Below are 23,721 nucleotides of genomic sequence, written 5' to 3' on the forward strand. Positions count from 1 at the left end.
GTGTAGGTTCTTTTTTTGACTTATAGAAAATCTTTTAATTTTGGCTTTACACCATTCCAGATATAGAAGGCTTCAATGGCTTGGCCAACTAGCATGCCAAAACCTTCCGCATAAGGTACATTGCGTTGTTTGGCTTGATCAAGGAAGCTAGATGGCTTGCCATAAGCCATTTCATAGGCATATTTGAAGTCTAAATTTTCTGGTAGTTGTAATGCATCACCAGACAGACTTGCAGAAGTTGCATTAATGATAATATCAAATTTCCCTTCTAACTCATTTAGAGAAATTGCTTGTAATTGGGTTTGCGGAACTGCCGCTTTTAGGTCATCTACAAGTTGTTCAGCACGAGCAAGAGTTCGGTTTGCAATCACAATCTTTTTAGCACCAGCCTGCACAAGCGGGTAAATAACACCACGAGTTGCACCACCAGCTCCTAAAATTAAAATAGTTGTATTTTCTAAGTTCCAATCTAAAGCTTGAATTGCGGCAACTAAGCCTTGGCCGTCAGTATTGTCACCATGCAGTTTGCCATTTTCCATCCAAAGTGTATTTACGGCTTTGGCAATTTGAGCACGTTCAGTCAGCACATCACACAAAGCAAAAGCCTGTTCTTTAAACGGCACGGTAACGTTCATGCCACTCCCGCCATTTTCAAAGAAACTACGCATACTCGGCTCAAAACCATCAATAGGGGCAAGGCGTTTTTGGTAGTCTAGGTCAACACCTGTTTTTTGAGCGAAAGCATGATGCAATTCAGGAGAGCGTGATTGTTCGATGGGGTTGCCAATTACTGCAAACTGTTTGGTCATTCTTATATCCAAAATTTTAAAATGGCATGAGACAGATAAAGTCTGTACTGAATTTTCAGCAGGCCTCACTATAAGCCAAATTGGAATAAGAAAAAATATTTGAATGAGGTTCAGAAAATTGAAAATAAAAAAGGAGATTCTCTAGGGTGGAAGCCAAAGAATCTCCAAAAAGCAAAAAATTAAGCGACTTTTTCTTTTAGATTTAACCAGTCACGTGGTTTTAGGTAATAGTCAGTTAAACGTTTTTCTGGTGAATCTTCATCCCATTCTGGACGATACGACCAAGCTGCAAGGTTAGGGAGACTGACTAAAATAGATTCAATACGTCCACCTGTTTGTAAGCCAAACAATGTTCCACGGTCATAGACTAAATTATATTCGACATATCTACCACGACGGTAAAGCTGGAACTCTCGTTGAGCTTCAGTGTAAGGTTGTTCACGATGTTTTTCAAAAACTGGCAGAATGGCATTTAAATAACCATTGCCTACAGCTTGAATATATTTAAAGCAGGTTTCGAAATCCCAGCAATTTAAATCATCAAAGAATAAACCACCGACGCCACGCTGTTCATCTCGATGTTTTAGATAGAAGTAATCATCACACCATTTTTTATGTTCAGCGTAGACATTGTCTCCAAAAGGTTGACATAGGTCGTATGCGGCTTGATGCCAATCGATAACATCTTGTTCATCTGGATAGAACGGTGTTAAGTCAAAACCGCCACCAAACCACCAAATTGGATCTTGTCCTTCAGGCTCTGCAACAAATAAACGTACATTGGCATGGGATGTCGGAATATTGGGGTTTTTAGGATGAATCACCAATGACACACCAAGCGCTTGTGCTTTAGCACCAGCAATTTGAGGATGTCTTTCTGTAGCAGAAGCGGGCAGTTTACTAATGTTGATGTGAGAAAACATCACACCACCTTTTTCAATCACGGTGCCATTTTGCAAAACTCGTGAACGACCACCACCACCTTCTGGACGTTCCCAATCATCAATAATAAATTCACCCGTACCACCGCCAGCTTTTTCTTGTTGTTCTAAACCAGCACAGATACGAGCTTGTAAATCGAGGAGAAATTCGCGGACACGTTGAATATCTGTTGAAGTCGGATGTTGCATAGTGACCCTCAAAGATGATTGAGATAGGAGATAGATACATCAAAACACAAAACCATAAAAAAAGTAAGGGATTTTTAAGAAATGTCTTAAAAATCCCTTCCAATTATTTTTAAATTTATAATTTTTTAGAAATCATCTTTTTGATAAAGGTGATCCATACGTTCACGTTTAGTTTTTAAATATTGTTCATTAAAAGGGTTACGTCCCACCGTTAATGGAACACGACCAACCACATTAATACCTTGGTCCTTGAGTGCCTGAATTTTCAAAGGATTGTTAGTAATTAACTTAACTTCTTTTACTTTTAAGTGGTCGAGCATAATGCTGCACATGTCGTAACGGCGTGCATCGGCGGGTAAATTTAAAAGTAAATTTGCATCTACCGTGTCATGACCTTGATCTTGCAAGGCATAGGCACGAATTTTATTTGTGAGCCCAATACCACGGCCTTCTTGGCGTAAATATAAAATAACGCCTTGACCTGCTTCGTTGATGAGCTTTTGAGTTGCCTGTAATTGAGGGCCGCAGTCACATTTTAATGACGCAAAAGCATCACCTGTTAAGCATTCTGAATGAACACGTACTAAAACAGGGCCTGTGGGTGGATTTTCTAACCCTTTAGAAAGTGCCACATGTTCTTCACCTGAGACAGGATCTTGAAACACAGAAATATTGAATTCACCAAAAGCGGTCGGGAGTTTTGATGTTGCAATGAACTCTATAGGCACAGATTAACTCATCTTTTAACCGAAAACGGTTTAAAGTATAGCGTAATGCTGGGAGATTGGTCGAATTGTCATAATCATTTTGAGCACTAAGGTTTTCTTTTTTGTATAAAGAAGACGATAATAGTTGATAAATAGTCAGATTATTCAGGATAATCTGCCAACCATACCCATACTGTATGAGAGACTGCTTTGCATGACCTCGTTCGCAAATGTGGCTGATTGAAGGTGACTTCATTCGATTGTATGATCGACCCATTTTGACCCAGCTTAGGATTTGCCAGGCTTATAAAGGCTTTGCCACATATGTTGTATACCGAAATTCCAACTCAACGCCCTGTTACGCCATTGTTAGATGCAATTGATCATCCTCAACAATTACGTCAGCTCGAGCATAGCCAATTGGTTCAAGTGGCTGATGAGTTGCGTCAATATATTTTATATGCAGCAGGCCAGAGTGGTGGCCATTTCGGTGCTAACCTCGGCGTGGTTGAGCTGACGGTTGCGCTGCATTATTGCTTTAATACTCCAAATGACCGATTAGTTTGGGATGTAGGACATCAGGCATACCCACATAAAGTCTTGACTGGTCGCCGTGAGCAAATGACAACAATCCGTGCTAAAAACGGCTTAGCAGCATTTCCAGCTAGAGAAGAATCAGTTTTTGATACTTTTGGCGTAGGGCATTCATCAACTGCAATTTCAGCAGGTTTAGGAATGTCTTTAGCACGTCGCTATCAAAACGACCCATGTGATGTGGTGTGTATTGTTGGTGATGGAGCAATGACGGCAGGTATGGCATTTGAAGCCATGAACGATGCTGTTGCACATGACGCTGATTTAATTGTTGTGCTTAATGACAATGACATGTCGATTTCTTGCAGTACCGGTGGTTTTGCTAAGCATTTAGCTGCAATTTGGGAAAAAGGCCATTTAGTTAATGTCGATGAACATGGCGAGGCGTATGTACAGCCACATCCGAAATGGACGTACAACTCTCGTTTACATCAATCAGCAACAGATGCGGCCGATAATTTATTTAAAGCGATTGGTTTCGATTACTTCGGTCCTTTCGATGGACATGACGTAAATCAACTTGTTCAAGTATTTAACGCATTGAAAAAGCGTAAAGGGCCGCGTTTAGTCCACGTCTATACTAAAAAGGGTAAAGGCTTTACTCCGGCAGAAGCTGACCCGATTACCTACCATGCAATTAGTAAAGTTAATGCGACTTCAGCAGGTAAAACGCCACCAAAATATTCAGATGTATTTGGTCAATGGTTGTGTGACGAAGCTGCACAAGATGAACGTTTATTAGCGATTACTCCAGCTATGTGTGAAGGCTCGGGCATGGTTAAGTTTGCTAAAGAATTTCCAAAGCGCTTCTTCGATGTTGCAATTGCTGAACAGCATGCAGTAACACTTGCAGCAGGAATGGCGTGTGAAGGGTTAAAACCTGTCGTTGCGATCTATTCAACATTCTTACAGCGTGGTTACGACCAACTTATTCATGATGTTGCATTACAAAATCTTGATGTAACTTTCGGGATCGATCGTGCTGGTTTGGTGGGTGAAGATGGTCCAACACATGCTGGTGCATATGACTATGCATATATGCGTACAGTTCCGAACATGGTCATAATGGCACCAAAAGATGAAAATGAATGTCGTCAAATGCTACATACTGCCTATGTCTATAATGGACCAGCAGCAGTACGTTACCCACGTGGTGCAGGGGTAGGGGTGGAAATTCAGCAAGAGTTAACTGCTATTGAATTAGGTAAAGCTGAAATTGTTGCTGAAATTAATTCTGCTTCTGATGAGCAGATTACGATTTTAGCGTTTGGTAGTCGTGTTATGGTTGCCATAGAAGCTGCTGAGCAATTTGCACAAAAACACGATGTTGGTGTACGTGTTGTAAATATGCGTTTTGTGAAACCACTTGATGAAAAAATTATTCGTGAGTTGGCTGAACGCACACATTTATTTGTCACTGTTGAAGAGCATGCAATTATGGGTGGTGCAGGCAGTGCGGTAAATGAGTTCATGGCACAAGAACAAATTGTGAAACCTATCATTAATTTAGGTCTGCCAGATTTGTTCTTACAACAGGCGTCACATGGTCAAATGCTACAAGATTGTGGGTTAGATGCTAAAGGTATTTTGAACTCAATTGAGCGAGCTTGGCTTAAGCTAAATCAGGTGGTTTAAGCCTTTAATAAAATTTTTGAAACATTTTTTCCCCTAAAGCGCATTCATTTGCTAAAATGTATGCGCTTTTATGCATTATTCTTTGTCAAAATCTTCAAATTTGTATTGTAGTGGGTGTTCAATGGAACCTATGGTGGTTATGGCTGCGCGTGCGGCTCAAACAGTTGGTCAAGAGCTTTTAAAAGCGCATCAAAATCGTCATAAACTCGATTTGCAAGTTGAAGAGAAAGGCATTGATGGCCCGGTAACACGTGTAGATCGTTATTTGGAACAATTGACGATTGATACATTACGTAAAAGTTATAAAAACCATAGCTTCTTAGGTGAAGAGTTCGGTTTGCAAGAAGGCAAAGGCCACGATGCAGACTGGTGCTGGGTAATCGACCCGCTTGATGGCACGCAAAACTTTATTAATGGTTTCCCTCATTTCTGTATTTCTATTGCAGTTCAGCATAAAGGCGTTACTCAGCATGGCGTAATCTACGACCCAGTACGTGACGAATTATTCTCTGCAAGTCGCGGTCGCGGCGCGGTGATGAACCAACGTCGTATTCGTGTAAATGTAAAAGATACTTTAGAAAATACATTCTTGGCAGTAGGCCATCCTTACCGTGCTAAACGCGCTGGTGAGATCGTATCTTATGCAGAACAACACTTTGCTTCATTATTAGCTGTTACTCAAGCAGGCGCACAAATTCGTCGTGGTGGTTCAGCTGCCCTAGATTTAGCATATGTTGCTGCTGGTCGTTTTGATGGTTTCTTTGAGCTTGGTTTAAAACCATGGGATATCGCTGCTGGTGAGCTTATTATTAAAGAAGCTGGCGGTGTAGTGGTTGACGCACGCGGTGGTAATGAGTCTTTTGAAAATGGTCAAGTGCTTGCAAGTTCTCTCAAAATGCTAAAACCTTTAATGCAAACTGTAGTTCCAGCTTGGGCTCAAGCCGCAAAATAATTTAATGATTTATAAATAAAACCCTCTATTATCAGAGGGTTTTATTTTTTAAGTGATTGGTAAATTTCAGTTAGTTCAATAAATATGAAGAAAGTTGATTAAAACACATGACTTTTAATTTCTTTCTGCTATAATCCGCCCACGCACTTAAATTTCCGTTCATTACCTGAACATTCTGTTCTATTCATTGTAAGCGCACGCTGTCCATAGAGAGGACCATTTCTTGCGCCCCGATCGCTCAGCGATTCTTCAGGTTCGGCCGTAATCAAGCGTGCGTTTAGTCCACATCGTCGTTACTCGGATTGCTGCTGAAAAAACGTTTCAGCTAACTTTGCTTTGCCGCTTTGTGCCGATGTCTATTTTGTATTTATTAAAAATGGAGCACCCACTAGGGTGAAACTCTCTATGAGCAAAACTTTTGCCGAATTTTCTTTGCATGAAACCTTACAACAAGCGCTTGAAGGTTTAGGTTTTACTACCCCGACTCCTGTGCAAGAACAATCTATTCCTGCAGCTTTAGAAGGAAAAGACCTTCTAGTATCTAGCCAGACTGGTTCTGGTAAAACTGCGGCATTTTTATTACCGACATTACATAATTTAGCTGGTCAAGAAACTTTTGTTCCGTTCAAAGAACGCATGAAAGCTGTGACTCAACCTAACATTTTAGTTTTATGCCCAACACGTGAATTGGCTCAACAAGTTAGCCAAGATGCGATTGCTTTTGTACGTCACATGAAAGGTGTTCGTATTGCTGCAATCATGGGTGGTATGCCTTTTGGTAAGCAAATCCAACAGCTTAAAGGCGCGCAAGTTATTGTTGCGACTCCTGGCCGTTTATTAGACTTAGTTAACCGTCGTCAATTAAAGTTAGATAAAGTTGAAGCTTTAATCGTTGACGAAGCTGACCGTATGTTAGACCTCGGCTTCTCTGAAGATTTAGAAGCGATCAGCGATTTAGCTGGTAACCGTCGTCAAACATTAATGTTCTCTGCAACTTTCGCTGACCGTATTATTCGTCTTGCTGAGCGCATGATGAATGAACCTGAGCGTATTGCAATTGAAACAGGTCACAGTACGAACACTGACATTACCCAAACTTTACACTGGACAGATGGTTTCGAACACAAGAAGAAACTTCTGACTCACTGGTTGGCTGATGAAACTCTTGATCAAGCGGTTGTATTCGCGAGCACTCAAGAAGATACAGATATGTTGGCTGAAGAACTTGCAGAAGCAGGTCACTCTGTAGTTGCACTTCACGGTGCAATGCCACAAACGGTTCGTAACCGTCGTTTACGTAGTATTCGTGAAGGTCGTGCAAAAATCTTGGTAGCAACAGACGTTGCTGCACGTGGTCTTGACGTACCGACAATTTCACACGTAATTAACTTCGGTTTACCAATGAAACATGAAGACTATGTACACCGTATTGGTCGTACAGGTCGTGCTGGTCGTACAGGTCAAGCAATTACTTTAGCGACTTATCGTGAACGTGGTAAAATCCGTGCGCTTGAAGACTATTTAGATGCACGTTTAAGTGTTTCTGAAATTGAAGGCTTAGAGCCATCTCCACCTCCTGCTCGTTCAGGTCGTGATGGCGGTGGTCGTGGTCGTGGCGGCAACGGTGGTCGTGATGGTCGTCGTGGTGGCGGTTTTGGCGGTGGTCGTCGTTTTGAAGGCGAAAGCAACTTCAAACGTCGTGAAGGTGGTCGTGATGACCGTCCACGTCGTAGCTTTGATGACAAACCACGTGGTGAACGTCCATTCGGTGGTGAAGATCGTCCACGTCGCGAGTTCAATTCAGATCGCCCACGTCGTGAAGGTGGTTTTGAAGATCGTCCACGTCGTGAGTTCAACTCAGATCGTCCGCGTCGTGAAGGTGGTTTCAACGATAAACCGCGTTTTGACTCAAATGATGACAACCGTGGTAACCGCGTAGATTACAAACCGCGTCGTGAAAATGGTTTTGGTGATCGTCCAAAACGTAGTTTCGGTGGTGAAGATCGTCCACGTCGTAGCTTTGATGATAAGCCTCGTGGCGAGCGTCCATCATTTGGTGGTGAAGATCGTCCACGTCGTGAGTTCAACTCAGATCGTCCACGTCGCGAAGGTGGTTTTAACGATAAACCGCGTCGTAGCTTTGATGATAAACCACGTGGTGAGCGTCCAGCGTTTGGTGGCGAAGATCGTCCAAAACGTAGCTTCGGTGGTGAAGATCGTCCACGTCGTAGTTTTGATGATAAACCGCGTCGTAAATTCGACCGTTAATCAATAATTATCTTAAAGAAAGGCCAGTATTTATACTGGCCTTTCTTATTTTTCAGTTTTGTTATAAAATAACAGAGTGTGAATTGGTTCAATTTTTTATTAAATAATGAGTAAAATTAAACGAAAAGAAACAATAATGGCGCAGTTGAAGAACTTATTGGTTCAGCACGGTTTGCCTTATCTTTTTATTGCACTTGTTTTGTGTAATGGGGTTTATTTTGCCTATGCTTTTATAACTGGAAGTTCTATTGAACAATTTCAAATTTCTGAATTAACCTCTTTTTCCGAACATACTTCTTCTAATTCGATCAATTAAGTTAGCTTTGCTTTTGTCAAAATAACAACAAGTTTGCCAATTTTCAGTGTTATAGTATGCGTGCATAAAAGTGCAGGAACGATTGCCATTATGAATAATAAAACTCCTCTCTCGGCTCAACCACTTATTGAAGTGAAAAATTTGAGTTTTAATCGAGGGGAACGCGTCATTTATGACAATATTAGTTTAAATATACGTCGAGGCCAGATTACGGCCATTATGGGACCTTCTGGTACAGGTAAAACAACATTATTACGTCTGATTGGTGGACAGTTAGTTCCTGATCAGGGTGAAGTTTTGCTCGACGGTAAAGATATTGCCAAAATGTCTCGTCAAGAACTTTTTTCTGCCCGTGCACGTATGGGTATGTTATTTCAGAGCGGTGCTTTATTTACGGATATGTCCGTCTATGAAAATGTAGCGTTCCCGATCCGAGCGCACACCAAGCTTCCTGAAAATCTAATTGCTGAACTGGTTGCTTTAAAACTTGAATCAGTAGGGTTGCGTGGTTCTGAACAATTAATGCCTACAGAACTCTCAGGTGGTATGAACCGTCGTGTCGCTTTAGCACGTGCAATCGCACTTGACCCTGATTTAATCATGTACGATGAACCGTTTGCAGGGCAAGACCCAATTGTAAAAGGTGTGTTGACACGTTTAATTCGTTCATTGCGAGAAGCTTTAGATTTAACCACAATTATTGTTTCGCATGACGTTCTTGAAACCCTTTCTATTGCTGACTACATTTACGTTGTAGCAGAAGGAAAAATTCAAGGGGAAGGAACGCCAGAAGAGTTACAAGCATATGCTTCTCCATTTGTACGCCAATTCTTAACAGGTTCGGCAGAAGGACCGGTTGAATACCAATTTAGTCATCAAGCCTATTTAAATAACGAGGTTCGTCCATGAATACGATTGCCTGGTTAGGTAGACTCGTTATTGAGCGGATTCGAGGGATTGGTGTTGCGGCACTAATGCTCTTACAAATTGTTTTTTCTTTTCCTTCATCTGGTGGCTTTGGACGATTTATTTACCAAATGCATCGGGTAGGGGTAATGTCTTTGTTAATTATTACAGTGTCAGGCCTATTTATTGGTTTGGTGCTCGGTTTACAAGGATATTCAATTTTAGTAAACGTCGGCAGTGAATCAATGCTAGGCACAATGGTGTCTTTAACATTGCTGCGTGAATTGGCACCTGTAGTTGCTGCTTTGTTATTTGCCGGTCGAGCGGGTTCTGCATTAACAGCAGAAATTGGTTCAATGAAGCAAAGTGAACAACTTGCCAGCATGGAAATGATTGGTGTTGACCCATTAAAACAAATCGTATCACCACGTCTTTGGGCGGGAGTGGTCAGCTTACCGATGCTCACTGTCATTTTTGCTGCGATTGGTATTGTGGGCGGTAAAATGGTAGGTGTTGATTTTCTTGGCGTCGATGAAGGCTCATTCTGGAGCGGAATGCAAAACAATGTGCAATTTGGGCATGATGTCGTAAATGGCATTATCAAAAGTATTGTGTTTGCTTTGTTATGTACATGGATTGCGGTATATCAAGGATATGCATGTGATCCGACTCCGGAAGGAATCGCAACTGCAATGACGAGAACAGTTGTATATTCTTCATTATGTGTTTTAGGTTTTGATTTCGTGTTGACTGCGGTCATGTTCGGAGGGATTTAATGAAATCACGTAGTAGTGAGCTGGCCGTAGGTATTTTTGTTATTATCTTCGGTATTGCCTTGTTCTTTTTAGCCATGAAAGTTAGTGGCCTTGTTGGAACTAACTTAAATGATAGTTATACCATGAAGGCTCAGTTTGATAACGTCAACGGTTTAAAGCCTCGTGCTAAAGTAACGATGAGCGGTGTCACAATTGGTCGTGTTGATTCAATTACCCTTGATCCGGTTACGCGTTTGGCTACGGTAACCTTTGGTTTAGATGGAAAATTGACAAGTTTTAATGCTGAGCAGCTAAAAGAAGTTCAAAAAAATGCTTTAGATGAACTCCGTTATAGTTCTGACTATACGCAGGCTTCTCCAGAGCAACAAAAAGCAATGGAACAGCAACTGACCAGTAACATGAACTCCATCACAAGTATTGATGAAGATGCTTATATAATGGTAGCAACGAATGGTTTGTTGGGTGAGAAATATTTGAAAGTCGTTCCAGGTGGTGGTTTAAACTATCTTAAACGTGGCGATACGATTTCAAATACCCAAGGAACTATGGATTTAGAAGATTTAATTAGTAAATTTATTACTGGTGGTGGTGCAAGCAAAGTCGCTGCTGGTTCAACCTCAACAGAAGCAGATGCTCCTGCAAGCGCTAATAGTGATAGTGCGCAAACATCATTTGTTGAGTAAATAAAAGATTATTTGAAGGAGTGGTTCCAGGTGAATACGTTGTTTAAACAAACCCTGACAGCAAGTCTTTTGTCTACTATGATTGCAGGTACAGCTTTTGCTGCACCTTCAGAAGCACCACCAGATTTTATTAAGCGTGTTGCTGATGGTTTGATCGCTCGTTTAAAAGCAGATCATGCTAAGTTGCAGAACAATCCTGCTTTAGTAAAATCAATTGTACGTCAGAACTTAGACCCGTATGTTGATTCACAAGCGTTCACTCGTATTGTGATGGGTACTTATGCGACGAATCAGTATAGTACAGCTGCACAGCGCGCTCAGTTTGAAACGAACTTCCGTAATACATTAATTGAAAATTACGGTAGCGCATTTGCTAAATATACAAATCAAAGCTATACCATGCGCCCTTACAAGGCAACTGCGGGTAAAAACCCTGTAGTGACATTGGACTTTAATCACAATGGTGAAAAAATTCCTGTTTCTTTCCAGTTAGCTGACAAAGGTACTCAATGGAAAATCCGTAATATCAATGTTTCTGGTATTGATTTAGGATTACAGTTCCGTAATCAGTTTGCTGCAACAGTGAAACGCAATGGTGGTGATTTAAATAAAGCAATTGCAACTTTCCAACCTGATGCAGATGCAGCGGTTAATCAAAACAAAAAGAAATAAGTAGGTGACGAGTGGTTCAGTATCTCAACCAACAATTGGTTATTTCGGGAAAAATTGATTTTGAAAATGCGGAACAACAGTATCAAGCAGGTTTGGCTATCATAAAGAAGCAGCAAAGCTTCCCCCTAGTGGTAGATTTAACTGAGCTTGAGCATGGTAGTACCTTGGCATTGGCTGTTTTAGTTCAATGGTTACGAGAGACCCCAAAAAATGCTGGTTTGCATTTTAAAAATGTACCTGAGAAAATGCTGAAGATCATTCAAGCTTGCCATTTGCAGGAAGATCTGCATTTGATCTGATGTTTAAGATATAAAAAAGCACCTAAATATAGGTGCTTTTTTATGCTCGAAATTAGCATTTTATTACAAAGCTTAAATCCATTTTTTCCAGCGGAAATAAATGATCGGCCCAATAAAGAAGCCCATAATAATGAGCAAAACAATAAAGAAACTGGTCGTACCATGTGCAAAAGGTAATACGTCTGTGTTCATTCCATAAATACTGGCAATGAGCATAGGTGGAGCTAACATACTTGGTAAAATCGAGAATCGACGAATCGTGTCATTCTGTTCGGTGTTAATGAATCCGGACGTCGTATCAAGTAAGAATCGTACTTTTTGGAATAAGAAGGCATCATGCTCTACCAGTGAGCGCACATCTTCACTCAGTTCTCGAATGTCTGCGTCATAAATATGACTGCCTAAAGCACGTGGACGTGATAAGAAAGTAAGTACACGTCGTAAATCAATAAGACAAAGCTGTGCTTTTCCTAGCATGTCTTCTTGTTGAGCGAGGCGTGTAATCATGTCATCGAGATCTAGAATTTTTTCACGTTGGTGGTTATTAAGAACCTCTGTAGAATATTTTTCTAAATCTTTGTGGATATCTTCTAAGATATCCGCAAGCTCATCGAGTTTTGCTTCAAGAAGGCCTAATAAAATCCATGTAGGATCTTTATAGTCCATGTCATAGTCATTTCGACGAGCACGTGCACGAAAGGCGCGAAAGGCAACTAATTTTTCTCCGCGCATCGTGAACAAGCGATCTTTATGTAAAATGAAAGCGACCGTTTGCACCATTGCTAAAATGTGTGATGAGTCTTCTGTATCACCATCTACTTGGTAATTTTTATTTTTCGTTAAAAAATAAGTACTGATATGCAAAATACCGTCATCATCACGGTAAAATCGTGCAGAAGATGAAATGTCTTCAAGCGACTTGAGTGTTGGTAAATTTTGGTCATAGGCATCTAATACCCATTGTTGCTCTTCTTGTGAGGGTGCAATAAGATCAAGCCAGACTAATTCGGGATGTAGATCAAATCCACCATTGATGGTGGCATCTTCCAGACTTCCGCGTTCTGTGGCATAAAAGGCTTCAAGCATGTGTCTTTTTTCCTCACGCAGTCTGATGGAAATGGATGGGTGTATTTTAGACAAGGATTTGCCGAAAAACACTTGCCAATACGCTATTTTGCAAAAAAAAACTCTATCGATAGTTTAGTTTGTCAGCATGACAGTTCAATAAAACGGTTTTTTACACTATGAAATCAATTTGTATTTTCTGTGGTTCATCTCTTGGTTCAAACCCAATTTTCCAACAAATTGCCCAAGCTACAGGCGAGGCAATTGCAAAACAAGGTAAAACCTTGGTTTATGGTGGTGGTCGCTCAGGGCTAATGGGGGTGGTTGCCGATAGTGCCTTACAAGCAGGTGGACAAGTCATGGGCGTGATCCCTCGTGCTTTAGTTGATCGTGAGTTAGCTCATCCGGGCCTAACCAGATTATATGTGGTCGAAAATATGCATGAGCGCAAAACCAAGATGGCGGATCTTTCAGATGGCTTTATTGCTTTGCCGGGCGGTGCAGGTACTTTGGAAGAAATCTTTGAACAATGGACGTGGGCGCAATTAGGGATTCATCAAAAGCCATGTGCTTTCTTAAATGTAGCGGGCTTTTATGAAGATTTACTTAAAATGATTCAAGGGACGGTGGATAACGGATTCAGCCAAGCACGGTTCGTTGATAAATTGATCTCCTCAGACAACATTGAAGATATTCTTCAACAATTTGAACAATATCAGGCTCCTGCTCCAAAATGGACAAATGCAGATGTTCAACCATAAACGAGGTTAAATAGGTGAAAACAATTACGGTCGCTGCCGCAGTGATCTTAAATGAGCAAAATCAGTTATTGCTAGTACGAAAGCGTAATACACAAGCTTTTATGCAAGTGGGTGGCAAGCTGGAACCTAATGAGGCACCAGAAATCACCATGCAACGAGAAATTTTAGAAGAAGTGGGTAGCTCTTGTGTGATTGAGCAATTCATTGGTCATTTTGAAACAGCAGCTGCCAATGAACCAGATCATATTTTAGTGAGTCATTTATATCTTGTTCAGCTTGATCAGGCTCCTAAAATTGCAGCCGAAATTGCAGAAATGAAGTGGATAGATTTAAATGATTCAGAAACTCAACTTGCCCCATTGACCCGAGAAATTGTCATTCCTTGGTGTGAAGAGTATTTATCTACAGTGCAATAGCTTAACTCTTCGGCGTTGCTGCTAGGCACGCCGTATGAATGGATGTGCAGCCTAATTGTTTAAGTGCCTGACTGAGCGCATGAACAGAGCTTCCTGTAGTTATCACGTCATCAATAATGAGAACGCGGCGATAACGTCGTTTCTCTTGATGATGAGGTAAAAATTGTTGTTCTATATTTTCAAAGCGTTCTAGTCGAGTAAGCCCTTTTTGAGAGTGCTCATTTAAGCGTTGAATTGGTTGCCAAACAGGTATTTTTAAGTGTCTGCTTAAGATATTGGCAAGTAGTAATGACTGATTGAAACCACGCTCGATTAAACGTTGATTGGAAATGGGCATAGGTACGATCGCTTGTACCTTGGGAAATTTTAATTGTTTTAAAATTTCCCCTAATAAGATTTGATAATGTAATTTTTGTTCATATTTAAACTGCTGAATAATCCGGTTAACTGGATAAGCATAATTACAGGCCACAAGAACAGATAGATTATTACGTTGAATTGTTTGTTTAAGCCAAGGTAGCTGTTCCCAACAGTCTTTACAGAGCGAGTATTTTTCTCGCATGCCTAACTCGCACAATGAGCAAGGTGAAAATAACTGAATAAGATGTTGGAAGTTTAAAAAACTAAACATAGGCGTAGCGAGGTGCCTCAGGAAGCCAGCGCTTTAATAGAGCATCTGCCTGTTCTGGATAATCTTTTAATACTTGCTGGGCTACATAGTGAGCTTGACTCAGTAAATGATCATCTCGCTCTAACCGAGCAACTCTAAATCCCATATCCCCAGTTTGTTTAGTCCCTAGTAATTCACCCGGTCCGCGTAATTCAAGATCTTTTTCTGCAATCACAAAGCCATCATTACTTTCTCTTAAAATAGAAAGTCTCTCTTGCCCATTTTGTGAAAGAGGTGTTTTGTATAAAAGTACGCAAAAGCTGGCTTGAGCCCCTCGACCTACACGACCACGTAATTGGTGTAGCTGAGATAGGCCTAAGCGTTCAGCATTTTCAATCACCATAATGGAGGAGTTGGGAACATCGACTCCAACTTCGATCACTGTCGTTGCGATAAGAAGCTGTAATTCATTATTTTTAAATGCTTGCATGACGGCTTGTTTTTCGTCAGCTTTCATTTTGCCATGCACCAAGCCAATGTTGAGCTCAGGGAAACGCTCTTTCATCTCTTGGTAAGTTGCTTCCGCTGCTTGTGCATCTAAAGTCTCAGACTGTTCAACCAATGTACATACCCAATATGCCTGTTTCCCATCTCTGCAATTTGAAGCAATACGTTGGAGTACTTCCTCTCGACGATCAAGCGGAATGGTAACCGTTTGAATGGGAGTACGGCCCGGAGGTAACTCATCAATAACTGATGTGTCTAAATCACCATATGCACTCATTGCTAGAGTTCTTGGAATAGGTGTGGCTGTCATTACGAGTTGATGAGGGGTGAACTGCTCAGCACCTTTATTGCGTAAAGCTAAACGTTGGTCTACACCAAAGCGATGTTGTTCATCAATAATCACTAGCCCTAATTTAGCGAAGCCAACATTATCTTGAAATAAGGCATGTGTACCGACAATAAGTTCCGCGTGGCCTTCTTTAATCTGTTGTTCTGCTTGGGCACGGGCTTTACCTTTTTGTTTGCCAGATAGCCATGCCACGGTTACACCTAATGGTTCAAACCAACGTTTAAAGTTCAAATAGTGTTGTTCTGCAAGAATTTCAGTAGGAGCCATTAATGCAACCTGCCAATCGGCTTCTAAAGCATGGCAAGCAGCTACAGCAGCAACTAAGGTCTTTCCAGCACCTACGTCACCTTGTACTAGGCGTAGCATGGGTTGGTGCTGTTTTAAGTCATTTAAAATTTCTTTAGATACACGTTTTTGTGCATTGGTCATTTGAAAAGGTAAAGCTTCTAATAGTTTTTTAGCTAATATTTTACTGCTTGAAAAAGCAGGTGACGCAATTTGGCGAATATAAGCACGGCGATTAAGTAAACTAATTTGATGTGCAACCAGTTCTTCAAAAATAAGCCGTTGCTGTGCAGGGTGCGAACCTTGAGCCAATTGGAGCATATTGGCATCAACGGGAGGTTCATGAATGTAATACAAAGCTTCTTTAAGCGCGTAGCCATTGGTATATTGCTTTGGAAGTAGCTCGGGTAGGGCATCGCTATGATGCTTTAAAGCTTGTTTAACGTATTCGCGCAGTTTAGGTTGAGTGAGCCCATCCGTACTCGGATAAATTGCTGTAAGCTGAGTTTTTGGTAGAGGTGTATGTTCATGAATGAGCTGAATTTCGGGATGATACATCTCAAGGCCGCGAGCACCTACGCGGACTTCACCAAAAATACGTAAGCGATGACCTGGTTTTATTTTATCAGTCAGGTTTTTATATATATGATAAAAGCGTAAGGTGACTTTACCGAATTCATCCTGAACCAAGGCTGCCATAGATTTTCGTTTTCCCGGAGGGAAGTCAATTGATTTGACTTCACCTTCGAGCAAATAGCTCCGTCCAACCACAAGTTGATTCATTGGAATAATCGTACTTCGGTCTTCATAATCACGTGGCAGATGAAACAGTAAATCATCTGTGGTAAAAATATTTAGTTTTTCGAGCAGGGCTGCTGAAGCCGATCCAACGCCTTGTAACTGATGGACTGAAGTCATGTCCCCTCAACGAGTTTTCTATGCATATATTATTTATCGGTTATGGTAAAACATCTCAGCGTGTTGCTAAACAACTATTTGAGAAAGAACATCAAATTACCACAATCAGCCGTAGTGTAAAAACGGATAGTTACGCAACACATCTTGTTCAAGATATTTTTTCGCTCGATTTAAGTAATATTGAACCTGTAGAGGTTGTATATATTCTACTTTCTCCAGACGAGAGTACGGTTGAGGGCTATCAACATACTTATGTTGATAGTATTGAACCGATTCGAGAAGCATTAAAAATACATCCAGTAAAAAAAATAATCATTGTCTCTTCTACGCGGGTGTATGGTGAAAATGCAGGAGAAATTATTGATGATTTTAGTGAAATTCATCCAAGTGATGAACAAGGCCATATATTGCGTAATATGGAGTTACTCTGGCAAAAATATTATCCAACTCAATCTGTAATTGTTCGTCCTACAGGTATTTATGGAACTTCCATTGCCCGCTTAAAGAAAATGGCTGAAAATAATCAAAGTTATCCAAATATACATTATAGCAATCGAATACATATTGATGATTTAGCAAGATTTTTGGCTTTTATGGCTGATTACGAAAGTCATCAAGCAAGCTATATTGTGACTAATAATCAACCATTGCCTTTGCATGAAATTATTGTGTGGTTTCAAAAACAATTGGGATTGCCAGAATTAACTTTAGAATCAAACCAAATTTCAGGTAAAAGAATTTATGCAAAACATTTATCTACAACAGGTTTTCAGTTGGAACATCCAATTTGCTTTAATGACTATTTATTATGTTTAAATGTTCATAGCACTAAATGAAATTTTGATTAAACTTTAAATAAGAACATAAATACCTGATGAGGCAGTCAAATTGCCGATAAAGATAAAAAGGTTGAAAGTGAAAAAAATTTGTTTAGCTCTTATCTTGAGCGTAACAGCTGTTGCGAGTTGGGCTGAGGATCAGGTGTGGTGTGCCTATGATCCTATCGGGTCCCAAGGGGATATTACTCGCCGTTTAAATGACATTCGACTTTATGCCCAGCAATACCAAGTCAAATTTAAAGTGGTTACCTATCAAAAAGAACAGCAGGCCATACAAGCTTTTGATGATGGAAAATGTTCAGGTTTAGCTGCATCCAATTTCAATACTTATCGTTATAACCAATTTATGGGAAGTACCGCGGGTATAGGGCTTATTCCTAATAACCGTACGGCCAAAAGCTTTTTGCAGCTTTTAAATCATCCTACAATCGAGAAAAGGTTAGTTTCTAACAATTATGAAGCTATAGGAATGATTCCAATTGGAACTGCTTACATGGTTCTAAAAAATAAGAACCTCTCTAGAGTCGCTCAATTAAGAAATCAGCGTATTGGGGTGCTACCCAACAATCCACCACAACAAGCACTGGTGCGAAGTGTAGGTGCTCAGCCAGTTTATGTCGATTTATCTAACGCGATTGCGCAGTTTAAGCAAAATAAAATCGATATTATTGCTGCCCCAGTGTATGGATTATTGCCGTATAACTTACAAAAAGAATTTGGACCAGATACTCAAGTCATTAATTTTCCTTTGGCATATTTCGGTGTTAATTTAATTATTAAGCCGCAAGCTTATCCCGCTAATTTTGGCCGGAAAATTCGAGGATGGTTCGTTCAAAATAGCCAATTGCTGACGAATCGTGCGACACAATGGGAAAATCATTTACCTGCTTATTATTGGGTAGATGTCTCTTTTTATGAGAAGCAAAGTTATGACGTAATGGTTGCCAAAATACGTAATCAGTATGTTCTTTCAGGTTATTACGATGCTTATTTTGTTCAGCTTATGAAGCGCTTACGTTGTATGGATGATCCACGTTATTTTGAATGTCCAATTCGCTAATAAAATAAAAGGCAACCGAAGTTGCCTTTTATTTTGACTGAAGACATTAAGCTTTTTTGCGTTTTAAACGGCGTTTAGCTTGTTGAGATGCCATTGCTTCAAGAGCATCTTTCAATTCTTCGTCAGTAAAGGTGGTGATATGCTGCAACATTTGCAAGGTTACTTCATCAAGCACCAACTGTGCGCCAGCAGCCATTTGACGGAAGTTGTCATCAAACTCAATTTGGCCTTGGTCATTGGTACGAATGTAATTTTGCTGAGTAAGTACTTTTAAGAAGCTTTGGAATAAAGCTTTATCGAAGAACTCTGGCGAATTAAATTCATAGAGGACTGACAAGCGTTGTCCGAGTAAATGACTTAATTCTTCAACTTGTTTAGCAGAAATATTACCAGAACCACGTTGGGTGATGAGCGCAAGCGTCATGTAGTAACGCTCAAGACTTTGTTTAACTGGTGTCGCTAAAACAACAAGCTGATTATGCTCTTCAGTATTAGGCGCAGAGCTAATCAAATTACCTTCATCGTCTTGTTGAATAAGGTTAGATTGAACTAGAGCATCTGCATATTGCTCAACTTGTGCCTTAAGCTCGCTACTCTTCCATTTAAGGAATAACTCAGCTTTCAAGAATGGATAGAGCGTATAGATGACATTAGTTAAATCTGAACGACTGATTTTTCCATTATGCTCAACAAGTGATGCTACTAGAGAAGGTAAAACAAAGGCGTGCAAGATGTTATTACGGAAGTAAGTCAAAAGAACAGCTTGATTATCTTCAATCGCAATAATATCGCCAAGCGCATGCTGAACGCGTTTAATGAGTTTAAGCTTTAAACCATACGCAATAATTTCTTTACCAGAAAGTGGCGTTACTTCCATACGTTGGTCATATGGGAAGTTCGATGCCAAGTTACGATAAGCTTCTAGCTGCTTAATACAAATTTCTTCATCAAGCGTATGCTTTGGAGTTGCAAGCAAAATAATAGAAAGTAAAGAAACAGGGTTTATCACCACAGCTCGGTTAATATTTTCTAAAATTGCATGTGCAGAGCTATTTACTGCATCTGAAACAGCTTGAGGAATTGGGTCGTCATTTTTCTCGATATAAACGTTTTCTGCATTATGTTGCTTAAGCAGATCATCAAGGAAAACGGGTTCACCAAAGTTCACGTGGACTTTACCAAAGATACGTTCAATTTTTCGTAAGGTTTTCACAATACCAAAAATAGATTCGGCTTCTTTTGGCTTACCTTGCATTTCGCCTACGTAAGTTGAGCCTTCCATAAGTCGTTCATAACCAATATAAGTTGGTAAGAAAACGATAGGTTTAGCACGGCCACGTAAATGGCTGTGAACTGTCATGGCAAGCATACCGGTTTTAGGCGGTAATAAACGTCCAGTACGTGAACGTCCACCTTCAATAAAGTATTCAAGAGGCGTGTTGCGTGACAAGATGCTGTATAAGTATTCTTTAAATACAGTGGTGTATAGACCATTTCCACGGAAAGAGCGGCGAATAAAGAATGCACCGCCTCCACGTAAAAGCTGCCCAACAAATGGTAAGTTTAAGTTATCACCTGCAGCAATATACGGAACCATCAAACCACGTTTATAGATCACATATGACAATAGTAAATAGTCAATGTGACTGCGATGGCACGGTGTATAGACAACTTCATAGTCTTTCGCTAGTTCACGAACGGTACTAAAGTTATGTACTTCTACGCCGTCATAAAGCTGAGTCCATAAGCGCGTTAAGGCAAGGTCAGCAAAGCGCACTGCTGAATGTGAATAATCCGATACGATTTCATTCACATAACCAATCGCACGGCGTTCAGCTTCAAGCATGCTCACTTTTCCGCGAATACTTTCACGGCGGATTGCTTCTTGCACATCACGAGATTTAACAACCGATTGCATGACATTGCGGCGATCCGACAAATCGGGGCCTAACACGACTTCACGCTGACGGTCTAAATAATCATTTAATGTACTCACAATATAAGTTGCTGGTGAAAGATTTGGATAATGCTGCTGTGCATATTCAACCAATTCACGTAGCGATTGTGGTTCATGAAATTCTAAATAAGACTGACGGCCATGCAAACCAATATTAACCAGCTGCTTAACTGTGCTTGGTGTTGCCCATGTGTCTGAAAATAATAATTTAAACCAAGAATCTTCTTTATCTGGCGAACGGCCCCATAAAACTGTAACCGGAACAAGCTCTATATCAAGTTCAGGGTTTTCTTGTAAAACTTCAATAAGTTTTAATAAGCGTGGTGGAAAAGCATGAGGAGGCGGATTCAGTAAATTATTTTCATCATTGTGCTGTAAAAATAAAACTGATGCTTTTTCCTGATGAGTGCCAACAACTAATGGATCTAACGCAGGTTTTAAATTTAAACGACGCGTTTCTCCATCAACCACCAGAGCATTGCTTCGAGAGTGGTTTTGTAAGACGTAACAAACCACTTTTTGGCGGTCAGTTTTTGCTTCTGTTTCTGTTGTTTCTGATACTGGTTCAGTAGGAACTTCCCCAAGAACATGTGGTGTTACCACGAGGTCAAGTAGTTTACTCGAAAGCCGACGATACATTTGACCAAACCCACTCTTGGACATAAGAACTCCTACTTCTTAAAGACAAATCCCAGCACCAAATGCAGAGGGTAATTATTTTGCGGCATTTATTAAAAAAAACAATATGCTACTTTCTTATAAATTATAATGCTTTTGGCATATTTTATCGTTAAAAATCGTATTTTTAGCTGTTATATGAACAATGTTCGTCAGAAGTTGACTGATTGTTCCATGTTCAAATAGTTTTTTATGGCACAATAGATTCTACACATCTGTACTTTAATACGATTTTTTACCTGAAATATGAAGGTATCTCTCATGAATGCGTTAACCCAAGAACTTGTCGATCTTCTCACTTTAGAAAAGCTAGAAGAAAATATTTACCGTGGCATAAGCCGTAATCTTGTCGGTAAACGTGTCTTTGGTGGACAGGTTTTGGGTCAGGCTTTACGTGCGGCATCTTATACAACCGATCGTCCCGCGCATTCTTTGCATGCATATTTTTTATATGGTGGCGATATTAATGCCCCAATTATCTATGAAGTAGATCGTTTGCGTGATGGGAAGAGTTTCGTAAGCCGGCAGGTTCGTGCAATTCAACATGGCCGAGTTATATTTTCGGCGATGGTTTCTTTTGCTAACCCCGAAGAAGGCTTGAACTATCAACATCAAGAACCAGAATACCCTGCACCAGAGACTCTTAAATCTGAAAATGAACTCAAAGAAGGTATTCTAAACTTCGTACCTGAAAATGTTCGTGCTAGCTTTATGCGTGAGCGTCATGTGGAAATTCGCCCAATTGATCCGGTAAACCCATTTCAGCCGCAACCCGAAGCGCCTTATAATGCTCACTATATTCGTACCCATGACCGTATTCCAAAACAATTAGATGAAATTGCCTTGCATCAAGCGATTGTTGCGTTTTATTCAGACTTTACCTTAATGACAACCGCGTTAAGACCACATGGGCTCAGCTATATTTCTCCAAGTTTACAATGTGCAAGTATTGATCATGCCATTTATTTCCATCGCCCGCTGCGTGCTGACGAATGGATGCTTTACGATATGGAAGCAACAGTCAGCGCAGCTTCTCGTGGCTTAAACTTTGGCCGTATGTGGCAAAATGGTCAGCTGGTATGCAGTACCGTACAAGAGGGTTTAATTCGTTTGCGGGAAATTGAAACGCAATAAATTTATTTATAAAGCCATCTCATCAGATGGCTTTTTTATTTTTAATTGAAACGATGTGACAAAAAATTGCTCGTATGAGAAGCAGGCTCATGTCATATTTGCAAAAGGACTGCCAACTGAAAAAAATAATGCTGATATGAACTTAAACACACAAATTCTTATTGCTGCCATTTTAGGCTTAGCCTTTGGTTTCTTATTAACGCTATATCCAGATACTGCGTTTGTAAAACATAGTTTATATGGGTTGGGCATTTTAAGTAGTGTCTTTATTGGGCTGCTTAAAATGTTATTGGTGCCCTTAATTTTTAGTTCGATTGTTGTGGGGGTGTCGAATTTGCAGGCGGGAGGGCAGTTAGGTCCAGTCTGGAAAATTACCTTTTTATGTTGTTTGACCACAACAACATTGGCTTTAATTTTAGGTATAAGTTGTGCTCATCTATTTGAAGTAGGGCGCGGTATAGATATCTCTATTTTCCAAACATCTATGCAAAACTATCAGGCACCTGATAGTTTAAACCCTGCAAGTTTTTTCACTAATTTTATTCAAAATACATTAATCAACCCATTTAAAGCCTTTAGCGATGGTAACGTTTTAGCTGTTGTGGTATTCGCCCTATTTGTTGGTGTGGCTTTAGTCCATGGCGGTGAGCGTTTCAAAAGTGTTCGCGTATTAAGTCATCAGTTTTTTGAAATAATGATGATGCTAGTCGGTTGGGTAATGAAGCTGGCACCTTTAGGTATTTTTGCTTTATTAGCAAAGTTAATGGCAACGGAAGATATTTCGGTATTAAGTCGTTTGGCTGAGTTTGCTGTTGTGGTGACGGGGACTACCATTTTTCATGGTGCTGTTGTTTTGCCGCTATTACTTTGGATTTTTGGCCGCATGAGTCCTTGGACTTTTTTCAAAGGAACACGTACAGCGCTGATCACTGCATTTGCAACCAGTTCTAGTTCTGCCACGATGCCACTTAGTATGAAATGCGCACAAGAAAACTTAGGCGTTCGCCCTCAAACAGCAGGATTCGTAATTCCTTTAGGCACGCAGCTTAATATGGATGGTACGGCACTATATGAAGCGGCAGCTGCACTCTTTGTGGCGAATTTGGTGGGGTTAGACTTAAACCTGACACAACAAATTATTGTGTGCTTAACAGCAATGATTGCATCACTCGGTGCACCTGGAATTCCGAGTGCGGGTATGGTCACCATGATTATGGTTTTGCAGTCTGTAGGTTTACCAGCTGAAGCAATTGCAATTTTACTTCCGATTGATCGTCTACTCGATACTGTGAGAACAGTGGTCAATGTGCAAGGCGATATGATGATTAGTGTGGTGGTTGACCGTTATACAAAAGATAAAGATATCAGTGTCTAATCTCCTATATAAAAAAGCAG

22 protein-coding genes are annotated in these 23,721 nt (G+C 40.4%); 15 read left to right on the plus strand and 7 right to left on the minus strand.

Features of this window, described 5'->3' with window-relative positions:
- Positions 1–20 precede the first annotated feature (20 nt).
- The 3 genes from aroE to ribA form a co-directional block, all read right to left on the minus strand.
- A complete protein-coding gene (aroE, locus tag HLV59_RS01945; RefSeq protein WP_171429236.1) occupies positions 21–809 on the minus strand; it encodes a shikimate dehydrogenase in 789 nt (262 codons plus the stop codon).
- A gap of 179 nt (positions 810–988) precedes the next feature.
- The gene (gene hemF, locus HLV59_RS01950) at positions 989–1,939 is read right to left on the minus strand and encodes an oxygen-dependent coproporphyrinogen oxidase (RefSeq protein WP_171429237.1); all 951 of its coding nucleotides are present in this window, start codon (positions 1,937–1,939) and stop codon (positions 989–991) included.
- 125 nt (positions 1,940–2,064) lie between these two features.
- Positions 2,065–2,667 (minus strand): GTP cyclohydrolase II, encoded by a 603-nt coding sequence (gene ribA, locus HLV59_RS01955; protein WP_002116908.1) that lies wholly within the window; start codon positions 2,665–2,667, stop codon positions 2,065–2,067.
- A gap of 303 nt (positions 2,668–2,970) precedes the next feature.
- Here ribA and dxs point away from each other — a divergent pair, with 303 nt between their 5' ends.
- From dxs to HLV59_RS02000, 9 genes are all read left to right on the plus strand, one after another.
- Positions 2,971–4,875 carry a 1-deoxy-D-xylulose-5-phosphate synthase gene (gene dxs / locus HLV59_RS01960; protein ID WP_125697972.1) on the plus strand — a complete coding sequence of 635 codons (1,905 nt, stop codon included), beginning with the start codon at positions 2,971–2,973 and terminating at the stop codon, positions 4,873–4,875.
- A gap of 121 nt (positions 4,876–4,996) precedes the next feature.
- Entirely contained in the window at positions 4,997–5,827 is an 831-nt protein-coding gene (locus HLV59_RS01965) for an inositol monophosphatase family protein (RefSeq protein ID WP_016143583.1), read from the plus strand.
- Positions 5,828–6,232: 405 nt separating this feature from the next.
- Positions 6,233–8,095, plus strand: a complete 1,863-nt coding sequence (locus HLV59_RS01970) for a DEAD/DEAH box helicase (protein WP_016143582.1) — start codon at positions 6,233–6,235, stop codon at positions 8,093–8,095.
- Positions 8,096–8,201: 106 nt separating this feature from the next.
- A complete protein-coding gene (locus HLV59_RS01975; RefSeq protein WP_025470494.1) occupies positions 8,202–8,411 on the plus strand; it encodes a hypothetical protein in 210 nt (69 codons plus the stop codon).
- Between the two features lie 90 nt (positions 8,412–8,501).
- On the plus strand, positions 8,502–9,320 hold the full coding sequence (locus HLV59_RS01980) for an ABC transporter ATP-binding protein (RefSeq protein WP_016143581.1): 819 nt from the start codon (positions 8,502–8,504) through the stop codon (positions 9,318–9,320).
- Positions 9,317–10,093: a lipid asymmetry maintenance ABC transporter permease subunit MlaE gene (gene mlaE, locus HLV59_RS01985; RefSeq protein WP_002117010.1), complete on the plus strand. Its 777-nt coding sequence runs from the start codon at positions 9,317–9,319 to the stop codon at positions 10,091–10,093. The genes HLV59_RS01980 and mlaE overlap by 4 nt, the downstream gene beginning before the upstream one ends.
- A complete protein-coding gene (gene mlaD, locus HLV59_RS01990; protein WP_125697968.1) occupies positions 10,093–10,776 on the plus strand; it encodes an outer membrane lipid asymmetry maintenance protein MlaD in 684 nt (227 codons plus the stop codon). The genes mlaE and mlaD overlap by 1 nt, the downstream gene beginning before the upstream one ends.
- Before the next feature lie 30 nt (positions 10,777–10,806).
- Positions 10,807–11,448 (plus strand): MlaC/ttg2D family ABC transporter substrate-binding protein, encoded by a 642-nt coding sequence (locus HLV59_RS01995; protein WP_002116826.1) that lies wholly within the window; start codon positions 10,807–10,809, stop codon positions 11,446–11,448.
- A gap of 11 nt (positions 11,449–11,459) precedes the next feature.
- The gene (locus HLV59_RS02000; RefSeq protein WP_016143579.1) at positions 11,460–11,747 is read left to right on the plus strand and encodes an STAS domain-containing protein; all 288 of its coding nucleotides are present in this window, start codon (positions 11,460–11,462) and stop codon (positions 11,745–11,747) included.
- Positions 11,748–11,819: 72 nt separating this feature from the next.
- Here the strand turns inward: HLV59_RS02000 and HLV59_RS02005 are convergent, their stop codons facing one another.
- The gene (locus tag HLV59_RS02005; protein ID WP_016143578.1) at positions 11,820–12,833 is read right to left on the minus strand and encodes a magnesium and cobalt transport protein CorA; all 1,014 of its coding nucleotides are present in this window, start codon (positions 12,831–12,833) and stop codon (positions 11,820–11,822) included.
- Positions 12,834–12,991: 158 nt separating this feature from the next.
- Between HLV59_RS02005 and HLV59_RS02010 the strand changes: the two genes are divergently transcribed.
- Positions 12,992–13,573: an LOG family protein gene (locus tag HLV59_RS02010; RefSeq protein WP_057105670.1), complete on the plus strand. Its 582-nt coding sequence runs from the start codon at positions 12,992–12,994 to the stop codon at positions 13,571–13,573.
- 14 nt (positions 13,574–13,587) lie between these two features.
- Positions 13,588–13,989 (plus strand): NUDIX hydrolase, encoded by a 402-nt coding sequence (locus tag HLV59_RS02015; protein WP_057105669.1) that lies wholly within the window; start codon positions 13,588–13,590, stop codon positions 13,987–13,989.
- A gap of 1 nt (position 13,990) precedes the next feature.
- Here the strand turns inward: HLV59_RS02015 and HLV59_RS02020 are convergent, their stop codons facing one another.
- Entirely contained in the window at positions 13,991–14,620 is a 630-nt protein-coding gene (locus tag HLV59_RS02020) for a ComF family protein (protein WP_057105668.1), read from the minus strand.
- A complete protein-coding gene (recG, locus tag HLV59_RS02025; protein ID WP_062850174.1) occupies positions 14,613–16,658 on the minus strand; it encodes an ATP-dependent DNA helicase RecG in 2,046 nt (681 codons plus the stop codon). The genes HLV59_RS02020 and recG overlap by 8 nt, the downstream gene beginning before the upstream one ends.
- Before the next feature lie 20 nt (positions 16,659–16,678).
- Here recG and HLV59_RS02030 point away from each other — a divergent pair, with 20 nt between their 5' ends.
- Both HLV59_RS02030 and HLV59_RS02035 read left to right on the plus strand, forming a co-directional pair.
- On the plus strand, positions 16,679–17,494 hold the full coding sequence (locus HLV59_RS02030; protein WP_171429238.1) for a Rossmann-fold NAD(P)-binding domain-containing protein: 816 nt from the start codon (positions 16,679–16,681) through the stop codon (positions 17,492–17,494).
- Between the two features lie 79 nt (positions 17,495–17,573).
- Positions 17,574–18,557 (plus strand): putative solute-binding protein, encoded by a 984-nt coding sequence (locus HLV59_RS02035; RefSeq protein WP_171429239.1) that lies wholly within the window; start codon positions 17,574–17,576, stop codon positions 18,555–18,557.
- A 46-nt stretch (positions 18,558–18,603) separates the two neighbouring features.
- Here HLV59_RS02035 and plsB read toward each other — a convergent pair whose 3' ends face one another.
- Entirely contained in the window at positions 18,604–21,177 is a 2,574-nt protein-coding gene (gene plsB, locus HLV59_RS02040; protein ID WP_032054637.1) for a glycerol-3-phosphate 1-O-acyltransferase PlsB, read from the minus strand.
- Positions 21,178–21,453: 276 nt separating this feature from the next.
- On the opposite strand from plsB, the gene HLV59_RS02045 reads away from it, so the two are divergent.
- Positions 21,454–22,326, plus strand: a complete 873-nt coding sequence (locus HLV59_RS02045; protein WP_016143570.1) for an acyl-CoA thioesterase — start codon at positions 21,454–21,456, stop codon at positions 22,324–22,326.
- A 109-nt stretch (positions 22,327–22,435) separates the two neighbouring features.
- Entirely contained in the window at positions 22,436–23,701 is a 1,266-nt protein-coding gene (locus HLV59_RS02050; protein WP_031946439.1) for a dicarboxylate/amino acid:cation symporter, read from the plus strand.
- Positions 23,702–23,721: the final 20 nt, after the last annotated feature.

It is taken from the genome of Acinetobacter lactucae (assembly GCF_013122135.1).
Taxonomy (GTDB): Bacteria; Pseudomonadota; Gammaproteobacteria; order Pseudomonadales; family Moraxellaceae; genus Acinetobacter; species Acinetobacter lactucae.